Source organism: Streptococcus mitis (assembly GCF_003942965.1).
In the GTDB taxonomy this organism is placed as follows: domain Bacteria; phylum Bacillota; class Bacilli; order Lactobacillales; family Streptococcaceae; genus Streptococcus; species Streptococcus mitis_BH.
The window spans coordinates 36,978-49,669 of the sequence record NZ_RJOG01000009.1; the positions used below are offsets into that span (position 1 = coordinate 36,978).

Annotated in this window: 13 protein-coding genes; 1 reads left to right on the forward strand and 12 read right to left on the reverse strand. The window is 43.1% G+C overall.

Going from position 1 to position 12,692, the window contains the following annotated elements; genetic code table 11:
• Nucleotides 1–10: 10 nt before the first annotated feature.
• The 5 genes from rsmB to gmk all read right to left on the reverse strand — a co-directional run bounded on the left by rsmB (nucleotide 11) and on the right by gmk (nucleotide 5,692).
• Nucleotides 11–1,324 (reverse strand): 16S rRNA (cytosine(967)-C(5))-methyltransferase RsmB, encoded by a 1,314-nt coding sequence (gene rsmB / locus D8837_RS04090; RefSeq protein WP_185755663.1) that lies wholly within the window; start codon nucleotides 1,322–1,324, stop codon nucleotides 11–13.
• Complete coding sequence (gene fmt, locus D8837_RS04095; protein ID WP_125456287.1) at nucleotides 1,317–2,252, reverse strand: methionyl-tRNA formyltransferase; 936 nt, start codon at nucleotides 2,250–2,252, stop codon at nucleotides 1,317–1,319. The genes rsmB and fmt overlap by 8 nt, the downstream gene beginning before the upstream one ends.
• 12 nt (nucleotides 2,253–2,264) lie before the next feature.
• Nucleotides 2,265–4,661 (reverse strand): primosomal protein N', encoded by a 2,397-nt coding sequence (locus tag D8837_RS04100; protein ID WP_125456288.1) that lies wholly within the window; start codon nucleotides 4,659–4,661, stop codon nucleotides 2,265–2,267.
• 65 nt (nucleotides 4,662–4,726) lie between these two features.
• Nucleotides 4,727–5,041: a DNA-directed RNA polymerase subunit omega gene (gene rpoZ, locus D8837_RS04105; RefSeq protein WP_000979235.1), complete on the reverse strand. Its 315-nt coding sequence runs from the start codon at nucleotides 5,039–5,041 to the stop codon at nucleotides 4,727–4,729.
• 24 nt (nucleotides 5,042–5,065) lie between these two features.
• On the reverse strand, nucleotides 5,066–5,692 hold the full coding sequence (gmk, locus tag D8837_RS04110) for a guanylate kinase (RefSeq protein WP_000775041.1): 627 nt from the start codon (nucleotides 5,690–5,692) through the stop codon (nucleotides 5,066–5,068).
• A gap of 236 nt (nucleotides 5,693–5,928) precedes the next feature.
• On the opposite strand from gmk, the gene D8837_RS04115 reads away from it, so the two are divergent.
• Entirely contained in the window at nucleotides 5,929–6,741 is an 813-nt protein-coding gene (locus D8837_RS04115) for a DUF4839 domain-containing protein (protein WP_023946534.1), read from the forward strand.
• Nucleotides 6,742–6,811: 70 nt separating this feature from the next.
• Here D8837_RS04115 and D8837_RS04120 read toward each other — a convergent pair whose 3' ends face one another.
• The 7 genes from D8837_RS04120 to D8837_RS04150 all read right to left on the reverse strand — a co-directional run bounded on the left by D8837_RS04120 (nucleotide 6,812) and on the right by D8837_RS04150 (nucleotide 12,662).
• A complete protein-coding gene (locus D8837_RS04120) occupies nucleotides 6,812–8,425 on the reverse strand; it encodes a ribonuclease Y (RefSeq protein WP_000404934.1) in 1,614 nt (537 codons plus the stop codon).
• A 190-nt stretch (nucleotides 8,426–8,615) separates the two neighbouring features.
• Nucleotides 8,616–9,713, reverse strand: coding sequence for a nucleotidyltransferase (locus D8837_RS04125; protein ID WP_023946536.1), 1,098 nt, complete (start codon nucleotides 9,711–9,713; stop codon nucleotides 8,616–8,618).
• A gap of 9 nt (nucleotides 9,714–9,722) precedes the next feature.
• The gene (locus D8837_RS04130; protein ID WP_185755666.1) at nucleotides 9,723–10,463 is read right to left on the reverse strand and encodes a class I SAM-dependent DNA methyltransferase; all 741 of its coding nucleotides are present in this window, start codon (nucleotides 10,461–10,463) and stop codon (nucleotides 9,723–9,725) included.
• A 110-nt stretch (nucleotides 10,464–10,573) separates the two neighbouring features.
• A complete protein-coding gene (gene rsfS / locus D8837_RS04135; protein ID WP_049546916.1) occupies nucleotides 10,574–10,927 on the reverse strand; it encodes a ribosome silencing factor in 354 nt (117 codons plus the stop codon).
• An 11-nt stretch (nucleotides 10,928–10,938) separates the two neighbouring features.
• Nucleotides 10,939–11,439, reverse strand: coding sequence for a cysteine hydrolase family protein (locus D8837_RS04140; protein WP_078237884.1), 501 nt, complete (start codon nucleotides 11,437–11,439; stop codon nucleotides 10,939–10,941).
• Nucleotides 11,440–12,033 (reverse strand): bis(5'-nucleosyl)-tetraphosphatase (symmetrical) YqeK, encoded by a 594-nt coding sequence (gene yqeK / locus D8837_RS04145; protein WP_125456289.1) that lies wholly within the window; start codon nucleotides 12,031–12,033, stop codon nucleotides 11,440–11,442.
• Nucleotides 12,033–12,662, reverse strand: coding sequence for a nicotinate-nucleotide adenylyltransferase (locus tag D8837_RS04150; protein ID WP_125456290.1), 630 nt, complete (start codon nucleotides 12,660–12,662; stop codon nucleotides 12,033–12,035). The genes yqeK and D8837_RS04150 overlap by 1 nt, the downstream gene beginning before the upstream one ends.
• Nucleotides 12,663–12,692: the final 30 nt, after the last annotated feature.

The following is a 12,692-nucleotide window of genomic DNA, read 5'->3' on the forward strand; positions in this document are numbered from 1 at the left end:
CAGTTCCTTCCTAATCCGATATCTTACGAAATTGGCTGATGAAAAATCCATCACTTCCATACAATTCAGGTGTAATGAGAATACAACCATCTTTCATGATATCCTTACATTCATGTTCTAGTTTTACCTGCTCAAAGTCGGGATGACTTTCTAAAAATGCCTGTACGACTTGAAAGTTCTCCTCTGAGACAATAGTACAGGTACTATAAGTTATTATACCACCTTTGCCTAGTGTTTGACAAACACTACCTAATATTTCTAGCTGAATTTCCTGCAAAGACGCGAAATCTGATGTTTCCTTATTGTATTTGATGTCTGGTTTGCGGCGTAAAAGACCAATTCCTGAACAGGGAGCATCCACCAAAATCTTATCAAATGAATTCTGACCAAAAAACTCATGCACCTTTCTGGCATCTAATTTTTGCGTTTGAACCCGATCTGCAACTCCCAGACGTTGGGCATTTTCTTGGATTAAGTTCAACTTGTGGTCGTACAAGTCCAGAGCAGTAACCTGACCTGTCGTGAGATAAGAGGCTATATGAGCTGTTTTTCCACCCGGAGCCGCACAGGCATCTAGAATCTGCTCATCACCTTGTAAATCAAGCGTCGGAGCAACAAGCTGACTGGACTCGTCTTGGATGGTAATGGCTCCATCCGCAAACAAATCATGGCCTGCAAAATGCCCTTGCTCCTTCACAAGACCAGAGGGAGACAAGGATGAAACACTGGCCTCCAACAAAACTTGGATTTCTTCTTTTCGTCCTAGGTCCGTTACACGAATACTGGCCTTGTTTCGCACCAAAAGGCTTTCAAAGATAGCTTGCGCTCGCTCTTCTCCGTATTCTTCCTTGAGCTTGGCAACTAGCCAAACTGGGAGAGAATAGGCAATGGAATCACGCTTGTTTTTTCGTTTTATGCTAGCAATATCTGGCCAGCCTTCACGCAAGATACGGCGAAGGACGGCGTTGACCAATTTTTCACTGCCTTTTTTACGGACTTTGGCCAATTCCACTGCTTCATTGACTACAGCATGGTCTGGAATCTTATCTAGATAGCGGAGCTGGTAGGCACTCATGAGGACAAGGACATAGAGCCAGCTGTCTAACTGGTCTCTGTCTTCGATAAAGTGGGATAGGTACCATTCCAGAGTCAGTTTACGGGCTACAGTTCCATAGACAATCTCTGTCACCAAGCCCTTGTCTGCTGCAGAGAGTTGACTTCCTTTGAGGTGTTTATTTAAGGCGATGTTTGAGTAGGCTTGATTGATAAAGACATCTTCTAATACCGCTAGGGCTAAACTTCTAGCCGTTTCTACTTTAGTCACCAAATCGTTCTCCTACAGTCAATGTACGTCCAACTCCGTTAAGGAAGGAAGCAATGTCCATCTTAGGTTTACCAGCTGGCTGCACTTGTTTTAGGGATAGAGCCCCTTCTGCCGTTGCGACAATCAATTCTTTCTTGCCGATAGAGAGAATCTCACCTGGATTTCCCTGACCTTCTACAGCAAGAGCTTCATAAATCTTAAAGCGGTCTCCCTTAAGGAAAGTATGGGCAACAGGCCACGGATTCATTCCACGAATTTGGTTAAAGAGTTGACGATTGCTTTTATTCCAATCCAACTTTTCTTCCTCGGGTTTGATATTTGGCGAGAAGGTAACCTGACTTGGATCCTGCGGTTCAGGTTTGATTTCCCCAGCAATATAGGCAGGCAAAGTGTCCAAAAGCAAATCGCGACCAACAAGAGCTAATTTCTCAAACAAGGTGCCAACATTGTCCTCATCCGTAATCGGAATACTACGACGAGAAATCATATCCCCTGCATCCATTTCCTTAACCATCTCCATAATGGTCACACCAGCTTCCTCATCACCTTGAATCAAGGCATAATGGATAGGCGCACCACCACGATGTTTAGGAAGAAGAGAAGCATGAACATTGACTGCAAAGTCCATGCTATCAAGGAGTTTACTTGGAAGAAACTGCCCAAAAGCAGCAGTCACAATTCCATCTGCTCCTAGCTTCATAATAGCTTCCATCTCTGGACTTCCAGATAATTTTTCAGGTTGGTAGATTGGAAGACCCGCTTCTTTGGCAGTCTGCTTGACCGGGGTTTCCTGGATCACTTTTTTACGTCCGACAGCACGGTCTGGCTGGGTCACAACGGCTAGAAGTTCGTACCGGTCATCTGTCAAAAGCCCTTTTAAAACTGTTGCTGAAAAGTCGGGGGTCCCCATAAAGATTAGTTTTGTCATATCTTCTCCTTCTTATAAAAATTGCTGTGGCTCATGGTCAATGCTGAGACGGAGCTCACTATTTTCCCGTTCTTGAGTTAAGGCCAGAACCCGATTGAGGGTCGGCCCCAGCTCATCTTCTAAACGATATTTAATCAAAATCTGGTAATGATAGAGGTTGTGGGTACGAGCAATCGGTTTGGGCGTTGGCCCAAGAATGTTACTGTTCTCTGATAATCCTGACCTCAAAATGTTCATGACTTCATAGGCACGTTTGACCACCTCTTCTTCTTTCTTGTGAGAAAGGGTAATGCCAATGGTGAAATAGTAAGGCGGATAACCAAGTTGTCGTCTGATTCCCATTTCATAGGCATAAAAACCTTCGTAATCCTGATCCTTTGCAAATCGAATAGCGTAGTGCTGCGGATTGTAAGACTGAATCAAGACCTGCCCAGCTTTTTCAGCACGACCTGCCCGGCCTGCAACCTGAGTCAAAAGTTGGAAGGTTCTCTCAGAAGAACGGAAGTCTGGCAAATTCAAAGCCGTATCCGCATTGAGCACTCCGACTAAAGTCACATTTGGAAAATCCAATCCCTTGGCAATCATCTGAGTACCTAGTAAAATATCTGCTTCTCCTTGTCCAAACTGGTCAAGCAGAGCTTGATGACTACCTTTCTTACGAGTCGTGTCCACATCCATCCGCAAAATGTGGGCCTGCGGAAAGAGTTCTGCCAGCTCATCATAAGCCTTCTGTGTCCCTGTCCCATAGTAACGAATACTTCGGCTCTTACAGTTAGGACAGACCTGAGGAATGTCCTTCGAAAAACCACAATAATGGCAGTTCATGGTCTTGGTATCCATGTGCAAGGTCAAGGAAATGTCACAGTTAGGACAAGTATCCACGGTCCCACACTCCCGACACATAACAAAGCTAGAATAACCACGACGATTGAGCATAAGAACCACCTGCTCTTTTTTAGCCAGACGATCCTGAATCGCTTCTAGCAAAGGTGGCGTAAAGTTTGACGTCTCGTTTTGTCCGATATAGTCCCGAAAATCAATCACTTGAACCTTGGGAATAGTGGCCAGAGGATTGGCGCGTTGGGTCAGACGCAAGTGTTGATAGACGCCTTTTCCAGCTCGCGCACGGCTTTCCAGACTAGGAGTTGCTGAACCAAGTACCAAAGCTGCTTGATTATACTGAGCCCGTAAAATAGCAACCTCTCTGGCATGGTAACGGGGATTGCTGTCCTGCTTATAAGTCGCTTCGTGCTCCTCATCGATAATCATAACACCTAGATTCTTCAGCGGAGCAAAGATAGCAGATCTGGCACCAACAACAACTTGAGCATCGCCGCGCTCCACCTTGCGCCATTCATCATACTTTTCACCATTAGACAGACCTGAGTGGAGAATGGCCACTTTCTCACCAAAGCGAGCAATAAAGCGCTCCGTCATCTGTGGAGTCAAGGAAATCTCAGGCACCAGCAAAATAGCTGTCTTGCCCTTGTCCACGGCCCCTTGGATAATCTGCAAATAAACCTCGGTCTTCCCACTTCCTGTAATCCCTTGAAGGAGGAAGGGAGGCTGATGACTGCCAATCGCACTGACAACCGCATCACGCGCCTGCCTTTGCTCTGGATTCAACTCCAAAGGCTGACTTGCTTCAATGCCTTCAAAATAAGCAGCCGAGCGTTGCACTTCCTTTTGGACTATAGTAACAGCACCTTGTTCCACAAAGAAGTTAACTTGCTCCCGTGAGTAGGACTCTAACAAACTAGTCAAGGAAGCATTCTCTGGATGAGACAGCAAATAATCTCTCAATTCCAACTTTTTCTTGGCACGTGCAGAAATCTCGACACCTTCTAACTGAACAAGATCTATCTCATACCAAGACTGGGTCTTGACCTTCTTTTGATCAATTGCCTGATATTCCAGACCAAGCAGGCCTTTTCTAGTCAAACGCATCATTTCGGCTTGTTTGGCAAGGTCTAGCGAAGAAAAGGCTAGCGAATCTTCTGAACCAAACAAGCGCTCTCGGTCTTCCTGATTCAGACCAGCCAGAGGATAGAGAATCTTGTCATAGCTGGAGTTCAGAAACCCTGGTAACATAGCCTTGAGGATGGAGATCTTGTAGGAGAAAACAGATTTGCGTAACTCCTCAGCCAGCCAGAGTTGTTCTTTCGTGAGAACAGGAGAAAAATCCAACACCTCAGCAATATCTTTTAAATCTTGACTTGCCCCTTCTTCATCCACTTGAGACTCCAAACCATGAACAATCCCTTGAATCAGGCGATTCCCCTTACCAAAGGGCACATGTACCCGCATTCCAACTTCCAACATTCCCTCAAATTCCTCAGGAATTCTGTAACTATAGGGCTGGTCTGTCTGCATCAAGGGAACATCTACGATAATCTTGGCTATAGTCATCTCCTCACCTCCTCCTTGTCAGTATATTCTTGCAATAGAAAAAATAAGATTGAGTCCCCCCAACCTTAAATTTTTTCACCATCTTCTTTTTCTTTAGCGATTTGCTCTTTGATTTTCTTTTCTTCTTCTTCTTTACGACGTTTTTCTTCTTCGATACGGCGACGCACTGCTTCACGTTTTCCTTCTGGATCTGGGTGAATTGTTACGTTTCCTGATTCGATTTCTTCTAAAGCGCGAAGAGTTGATTTTTCAGACTTGAAACCTTGAGTTGCTGGCGCACCTGCTTCCAATTCGTGGGCACGTTTTGCTTCCAAAATTACGAGTGAATATTTTGATGGAACCTTGTCGAGCAAGGTATCAATAGAGGGTTTTAACATCATTTGCTTGTACCTATTTTCTAAATTTTATCGGGTAGTTGGAGATTTTGGTAACATCTCCTGATAGTGACCAATGACACGATCCACACGGAAGTGCTCTGCTTCGATCACACGTTTGACACGCTCAGCAGCTAGGGGCACCTGATCGTTGACAATCGCATAATCATACTCACGCATAAGCGCAATTTCTTCCTTGGCTTTTTCGATTCGTTGGGCAATTACTTCTGCACTGTCTGTTCCACGTCCTACCAAACGATCTTGCAATTCATCCAAATCTGGTGGTGTTAGGAAGATAAAGACAGCATCTGGAACCTTTTTCTTGACCTGAAGAGCGCCCTGAACCTCAATTTCAAGGAAAACATCGATTCCCTTGTCCAAGGTTTCATTGACATAGGTCAGGGGAGTTCCATAGTAGTTGCCGACATATTCTGCGTATTCCAACATCTGTCCTTGACGAATCAGCTCTTCAAACTCTTCTCGAGTACGGAAGAAATAGTCAACACCGTCCACTTCTCCAGGACGTTGTGCGCGTGTCGTCATCGATACAGAGTATTGAAATTGGTTTTCAGAACTCTCAAAAATCTCTCTTCTAACCGTTCCTTTTCCGACCCCTGAAGGACCAGAAAAGACGATTAGTAAGCCTCGGTCTGCCATTGTGTCTCCTTTTAGTCAGTCTGTGAAATAACATTTCTCTAGAATAATAACAAAAAGCCAGATTATCCTTTACAGTCTTTCTAACTAGTGTAACAAAAAAGCAGTAATTTTTCAACTGCTCTTTCTTATTTATTTAGCATAATCTATGATTTATACAAGGTAGCCCCCTAAAAAAGACTTGCCTTTTTATTCTATTTAAGAGATAATAAAACTACTAATATAAAAAGGAGAAGTTTATGGGAAATTATAAAGGAAAAAATGTTGATGAAGCAATTTCAAATGGCTTATCTGAACTCAATCTCAACAAAAGTGAAGTCAAAATCAATATCATTGATCATGGAAATGCCGGAGTATTTGGTTTTTTTGAAAAAGAAGCTGAGGTTGAAATAACACCATTGAGCCCAATGGAACTGAAAATAAAAAGATTGATTCCATATTTAATCGGTGCTGTTACAATATTTATGATTCTTATAGCAGTTATAATTGGAGTATACTCAGATAAGTCAACTACTGTTTCTCCCCCTTCCTCTACACAAACTAGCTCTATTATTGAAAAATCTGTCGAGAAAACTAGTGAATCATCCTCTACATCATCAAGTTCGACGCCTGCTTCCTCTAGTTCAACTAACACCACATCAAGCTCGACCGAAACCTCGTCAACAAGTCCATCACAAGCAACTATTATTACAGTAGAAAACAATGAAGACTTTAAATCTCTGCTCCAAACTGAAGATCAAAGTGTCATAACAGATTTTATTCAAAAACACAAAGGTCAGATAATTGAATTTGATGGGAACATAGCAAATCTTGCTAAGTCAAAATCAAAATATGATATTCTTATTCATTCTGGAAATTATCATCCTGATGAGGTATCAGGCCCTAATTTCAAAATCCCTCAAATCACTATCATCTCAAATCCTATATTCAATTCATTTAATGGGGACAATATTAAAACCGGACAAAATATACATATTAAAGCAGAAATCGGTAACTATAACTCTACTCAAGATTTAATCTACTTATCACCAATTGAGATTTCGCCCCGATAATATAACAAATAGTTGCAAATAATTTATTCAAAAAACTGAAGTCAGATTCTCTTCTGACTTCAGTTTTTTATTATTTAGCATAATCTACTGCACGAAGCTCGCGAATCACGGTTACCTTGATATTTCCTGGGTAATCGAGATTGTTTTCAATTTTCTCACGAACTTTGTGAGCCAAGATTGTGACTTTGTCGTCCTTGATTTGTCCTGGATTTACCATGATGCGGATTTCACGTCCTGCTTGAAGGGCAAAGCTATTTTGTACCCCTTCAAAACCGTTAGCAATTTCTTCCAAATCATGAAGACGCTTGATGTAGCTTTCAAGAGACTCACTACGAGCACCTGGACGTGCCGCGCTTAAGGCATCTGCTGCAGCGACGATAACTGCAATCACGCTCTCAGCTTCAACATCTCCGTGGTGACTAGCAATGGTATTGACCACAACTGGATGTTCCTTGTACTTACGGGCCAATTCCATACCGATTTCAACGTGGCTACCTTCAACCTCGCGGTCAATGGCTTTCCCAATATCGTGAAGGAAACCAGCACGACGGGCAAGAGCCGCATTTTCACCAAGCTCGCTCGCCATAATTCCAGCCAACTTAGCAACCTCAATCGAATGGCGCAAGACATTTTGTCCATATGAAGTACGGAACTGCAAACGTCCCATGATTTTCATCAAGTCTGGATGAAGGTTCGGCGCACCAATTTCATAGGCAGCAGCCTCACCGTATTCACGAATCTTATTGTCAATCTCTTGACGGTTTTTCTCAACCAACTCTTCGATACGAGCTGGGTGGATACGACCATCTTTGAGCAACATTTCCATAGTCATACGGGCAATCTCACGACGGATTGGGTCAAAACCTGACAAGGTCACCACTTCTGGTGTATCGTCGATAATCACATCGACCCCTGTCAAACTTTCAAAGGTACGAATGTTACGACCTTCACGACCAATAATGCGTCCCTTCATAGTATCATCTGGCAGATGAACCGTTGAGTTTGTTGACTCCGCTACATATTCACCAGCGATACGTTGCATAGCTTGAACCAGGATGTCCTTGGCCATTTTGTCAGAACGTTCCTTGACCTCTTGCTCAGCTTCGCGAATACGGCTGGCAATCTCCTTGGTCAAGTTTTCCTCTGTCTGAGCCAAGATAATATCTCGTGCTTCTGCCTGAGACAGAGCACCAATACGCTCTAGTTCTGCTTCTTTTTGTCTTTCGACTTCCTCTAATTGCTCTTCACGCGCATCAAGGTTTTTCGCTCTATCAGAAATACTTTGTTCTTTTTGTTCAAGTGTTTGTTCTTTACTCGTCAAATTGTCGTCCTTACGGTCAAGGCTAGTAGCTCTCTCTGTCAAACGACTTTCGATTTGTTTGAGTTCCTGACGTTCTGATTTGAATTCAGCGTCCACTTCTTCACGGTATTTTCTGGCTTCTTCTTTGGCCTCCAATAGTGCTTCTTTTTTAAGAGACTTGCTTTCACGTTTAGCTTCATTAACCAGTAAATCCGCTTCACGTTCAGCTTGTCCACGTAAATTAGTTGCTTCTTGTTCAGCATTTAAAAGCATCAACTCTGCAGCTTCCTGAGATGATTTCATCTTAGCTGAGATGCTGACATATCCAATGACTAAACCAATGATGACGGCAAAAACAGCAATCGCAAGCGACATGATTTCCATGTTTTTACCTCATTTAATTTTTATTATGAATGACATACATTCTTTAACATTTTACCATAAAAAAGTGATTTTCACAAACTTAAAATAGAATATGTTTTGAGGAATTTGGAACGCGTTTGCTAAAATAAACTTGTTATTTAGAAATAGTAGTTTAGTAGAGACTTGAGAAAAAGTCCACCTTTCAGTAGACTTAGTTTGTTTCTATTCTTATCGGTACTCTTCCAAAATTCTGCTCTGCTATACTTGGATTTCCCAGTTGGTAAATCTGGTCTGCCTTTTGGGTCATAGCATCCCAAGGTTCTTTGCCAATTCGGCTGACTAGATGGACCTGCTCTTTCAGAGACTTGAGATGTTGTCTGCCTTTTTCGGTAAAGCCAAGGACATGAATGTCTTCTGGCAAGTCATTTTCTCTAGCCTGCACCAAAATATAAGTCAAAAGGCGTCTGACACGCGCCTTGGTATAACGCTTGGTCGCAACCGCCTCAACCAATTCTTCCACAGACTGGGCTGTTTTAATAGCTTCCTTAATGCGCGCAGCCATTTCTTGATTGACCTGATAGATAGTGGTTAGGTCTGGATTTGACAAGATTTGATAGCGGAGCAAGGGAAAATAGTCTTCCCAGCTCACCTTACTGGCCTGCTCAAAGAGGGCAACAGAAGGCATAAAGCGTTCTAAGAAATCTTGATCCTTCTGGTGCTGACGAAGAGCTGTCGCCGAAGCAAAGTCCACATCTTTATCTACAGAATGGTAGCCCGCCCCCTGACGCTGAATCGGATGCAGTTTGGTGTTGTGTCCAACAACGGCTTTGGCATAGGCAAGAGCAAGAACATGATTGGGCGTATTGCCTGAAAAATCAAGACCTGCAAATTCCTTCCACATGGTTTGGGTTTTCTGGGGATAGGAAAGGGAATCAGGCAAATTTTCCACAAATTTCTCCATCTCAGTCCCCTGCTCTGTGTATAAGTCAGCGATTTTCTGGTAATCTAGAACTTCCTCCGTCCCAAAAGCGAGGCTATCAATGCCCAAACGAGTCAAGATATCCACAGCCCCTTGGCCGAAGAAATCCGCCGCCTGAACACTGACTAAAAATGGCAATTCCACTACCAGATCCGCTCCATTTTCCAGCGCCATCTGGGCTCGTGTCCACTTATCCACGATAGCAGGCTCTCCACGCTGCATGAAATTCCCTGACATGGCAACGATTTTCAGTCCCTCAGCCTGATTTAGCAGGTACTTATGCCCATTATGAAAGGGATTAAACTCCGCGATAATACCTGTGATGGTCATGATAATCTCCTACTTCTGCGCGACAAAAAACCAACGGGTGCTAGTTTCTGTAGGCTCTTTGTCCTCAAAGTCCGCATAAAGTTTGAAGGACTTGAAACCAGCCTGTTCCAGCAAAATATCATAGGTCAAGACCTCGTAGGTCCTTTCCTCATGCACTTCATCGTGGCGACTAAAAGAGCCGTCTGCTTCCTTGACGAAAAAGGTCAACTCATGCACGATGGAGTGAGGTGCTTCGTCCTCGTAGGTATCCCAGAGCATAGCGAAATCTTCTGCATTTTCATGGTAGGAATAGCCTGGAAAAACTTCGTCTGTCTGGTAGGTCGAGTGCACATCAAAGATAAAGACGCCGTCTTCGTTGAGGGCATTATACACTTCTTTAAAGACATCTCCCACTTCCACCTCATCCTGCATGTAGCAGATAGAGTCCGAATAACACGTGACAAAGTCAAATTTACCTGCCTTAGACAAATCCAGCATATTGCCTTCAATAAAGTCAATCTTTTGTTTTGCTGAAGAAGCTCTCTTCTCGGCAATCTTCAACATATCCGCACTCAAGTCAAGTCCAGTCACTTCAAAACCAGCCTGAGAGAAGCGAACAGACTGAATCCCTGTCCCACAAGCCAATTCCAAGAGTTTCTTTCTCTCCTTAGTTTTTGGCAAATGACGAAGAGAAAAGTCCGTCCATTTATCGTATAAACTATCATCCATCACTGCATCGTAAACAGCCGCAAAGGTTTCATAAGTTGCCATAATCATGATACCAAGAGCCTCCATGGCAAACACCACTCGCCCTTTACCTTTCTATCAATTTTTCTAAAATAAGCAAATAAAACCCAGTTGACTACAACTGAGTTCATCTTCTAAGCAAGAGCTTCTGAAATATCTACTGAATTTGCCTCATGCCATAGCTTTTCTAGGTTATAGTGGGCACGCATTTCTTCTGAAAAGACATGCACAACGACAGCGCCGAGGTCTAGTAAGACCCAACCTCCAGCTGCATCGCCTTCGATATGGCTACCTTTAAAGCCTGCATCAGCTACTTTTTCACGGATGTTATCAGCGATAGCGTCCAACTGACGGCTATTCATTGAACTAGTAATAACAAAGTAATCCGTCACGCTAGTCAAATCTTGTACGTCAAGTGCGAGGATATCCTCCGCACGTTTCTCATCAGCCGCTTTCACGACTAGTTCTAGTAATTCTTTTTCGTTCATTTAGTCCTCTTTTAAAAAATATTTTTATAATCTAGGACATCTGCAAAGCGATTCTCCCAAATGTCCTCATAAAATTCATTTATCGTTTCTGCTGGAATGTCATCCCCATCAAAGGTTGTGACAGCACCTTCTGGAATAATCAGCTTATAGCCATATTCAAAGGCAACCTTGACAGAGGTATCCACACAATATTCTGTCTGCATGCCACATAAAACTAATTTTTCAATCCCCTGTTTATCCAAGTATTCTTTTAAGCCAGTTTCTTTGAAAATACTATTATACTTCTTCTGAAAGACCTTTTCATCAGGTTTTCGATTTAAAAGCGCAGATAACTGCCAATCTTCTGATGTTTGAGCTTCAGGATTCTCAATATGTTGAACATAGATAATTTCGATATTCTTACTTCTAGCATGGTTTTGTAAATAAGAAATTTTTTCCAATAGACTATTTGTCTGAAAACCGGTTTCCACTAAAATATTCTGAACATCAATGATTATAAAAGCCGTCTTCATTTAGTCCTCTTTCAAATAGTGCACCCAGGCGTTATAGGTTTCAAGGGTTTGGGGATAGATGGGGAATCCCTGATGAGCTAGATGCTCCACAGTGCGAGCTGTTTCGTAGGCCACCGCCTTATTGAGCGATAGACTTGCAATCTCACGTGCCACATCCACTCCAGGAAAGGCACGATTGTGCTCTATATAGTCTGCGACATAGATAACCTTGTCTAGGTCTGTCATCTGAGCCGCCCCGACTGTATGGATTTCAATAGCTCGCAGGATTTCAGAATCATGCAAATTCAAATCTTCCTGAATCTTGTAGATGCCAACCATGCCATGCCAGACATTATTGCCCCAGTTTTTGAGATCAGAATCTAGCTGGTAACGGTCAATCAAATCCAGAAATTCCTGATCTGACAACTTTTTAGCATAGTCATGAAGAAGGCCTGCAAGACCTGCTTTCTCGACATCAACTCCAAAGCGCTGAGCCAGTTCTATGGCTGCACTCTCCACACCCAAGCAATGGGTTAAGCGTTTTTCAGGCAGAAGCTCTGCCATTTTTTCCAACAAAGCCTCACGAGAGCAGTTGATATAGTCTTGATAGGCCATCAGTAGAGTCCCTCCTTCTCGATGTAGTCTAGCACAGGCTGAGGTAGGAGAAAGTTGGGTTCCCGACCTTGGGCAAGGAAGTCACGCACCATACTAGACGAGATATCCATGAGAGGCACATCCACCCAGATAACGGGATAGGAAGTCCCTGCCTTGTAGCGTGGGCGCTGAACTCCCACAAACTGAACCATATCTACCAGTTCATCAATTCGGTACCACTTAGGCAGATAGTCAACCATATCGGCACCGATGATAAAGTAATAATCCGTATCTGGATGTTGCTCTGTTAAGATTTTCATGGTGTCATAGGTATAAGAAATGCCCTTGCGTTCCAACTCAATAGTTTCAATGTCCAGACCTTCAATCCCCTCAATCGCCAACTCAATCATCTTGAGACGATGGTGTTCAGGGATTGTTTCCTTTTTATCTACATGAGGAGGTTGGTATTCAGGCATAAGCAGAACTTGATCTAATCCCAACTGCTGGCGCACTTGATCCGCAACAATCAGATGGGCATTGTGAACAGGGTTAAAATTCCCCCCTAAAATCCCGACTTGTTTTCGTTTTTTCTCCTTGATTTCTGGCTCCAACTCTACTTTGGTAAAGGGAGTTAATAATTCAATTGCCATAGGCTAGTCTCCTTTATTTCTCTGTAAAAA

Excerpts from the sequence above, each read along its gene's own strand:
- fmt (WP_125456287.1), bottom strand. The coding sequence starts at position 2,252 with ATGACAAAACTAATCTTTATGGGGACCCCCGACTTTTCAGCAACAGTT.
- D8837_RS04100 (WP_125456288.1), bottom strand. The coding sequence starts at position 4,661 with ATGACTATAGCCAAGATTATCGTAGATGTTCCCTTGATGCAGACAGAC.
- rpoZ (WP_000979235.1), bottom strand. The coding sequence starts at position 5,041 with ATGATGTTAAAACCCTCTATTGATACCTTGCTCGACAAGGTTCCATCA.
- gmk (WP_000775041.1), bottom strand. The coding sequence starts at position 5,692 with ATGGCAGACCGAGGCTTACTAATCGTCTTTTCTGGTCCTTCAGGGGTC.
- D8837_RS04115 (WP_023946534.1), top strand. The coding sequence starts at position 5,929 with ATGGGAAATTATAAAGGAAAAAATGTTGATGAAGCAATTTCAAATGGC.
- D8837_RS04120 (WP_000404934.1), bottom strand. The coding sequence starts at position 8,425 with ATGGAAATCATGTCGCTTGCGATTGCTGTTTTTGCCGTCATCATTGGT.
- D8837_RS04125 (WP_023946536.1), bottom strand. The coding sequence starts at position 9,713 with ATGACCATCACAGGTATTATCGCGGAGTTTAATCCCTTTCATAATGGG.
- D8837_RS04130 (WP_185755666.1), bottom strand. The coding sequence starts at position 10,463 with ATGGCAACTTATGAAACCTTTGCGGCTGTTTACGATGCAGTGATGGAT.
- rsfS (WP_049546916.1), bottom strand. The coding sequence starts at position 10,927 with ATGAACGAAAAAGAATTACTAGAACTAGTCGTGAAAGCGGCTGATGAG.
- D8837_RS04140 (WP_078237884.1), bottom strand. The coding sequence starts at position 11,439 with ATGAAGACGGCTTTTATAATCATTGATGTTCAGAATATTTTAGTGGAA.
- yqeK (WP_125456289.1), bottom strand. The coding sequence starts at position 12,033 with ATGGCCTATCAAGACTATATCAACTGCTCTCGTGAGGCTTTGTTGGAA.
- D8837_RS04150 (WP_125456290.1), bottom strand. The coding sequence starts at position 12,662 with ATGGCAATTGAATTATTAACTCCCTTTACCAAAGTAGAGTTGGAGCCA.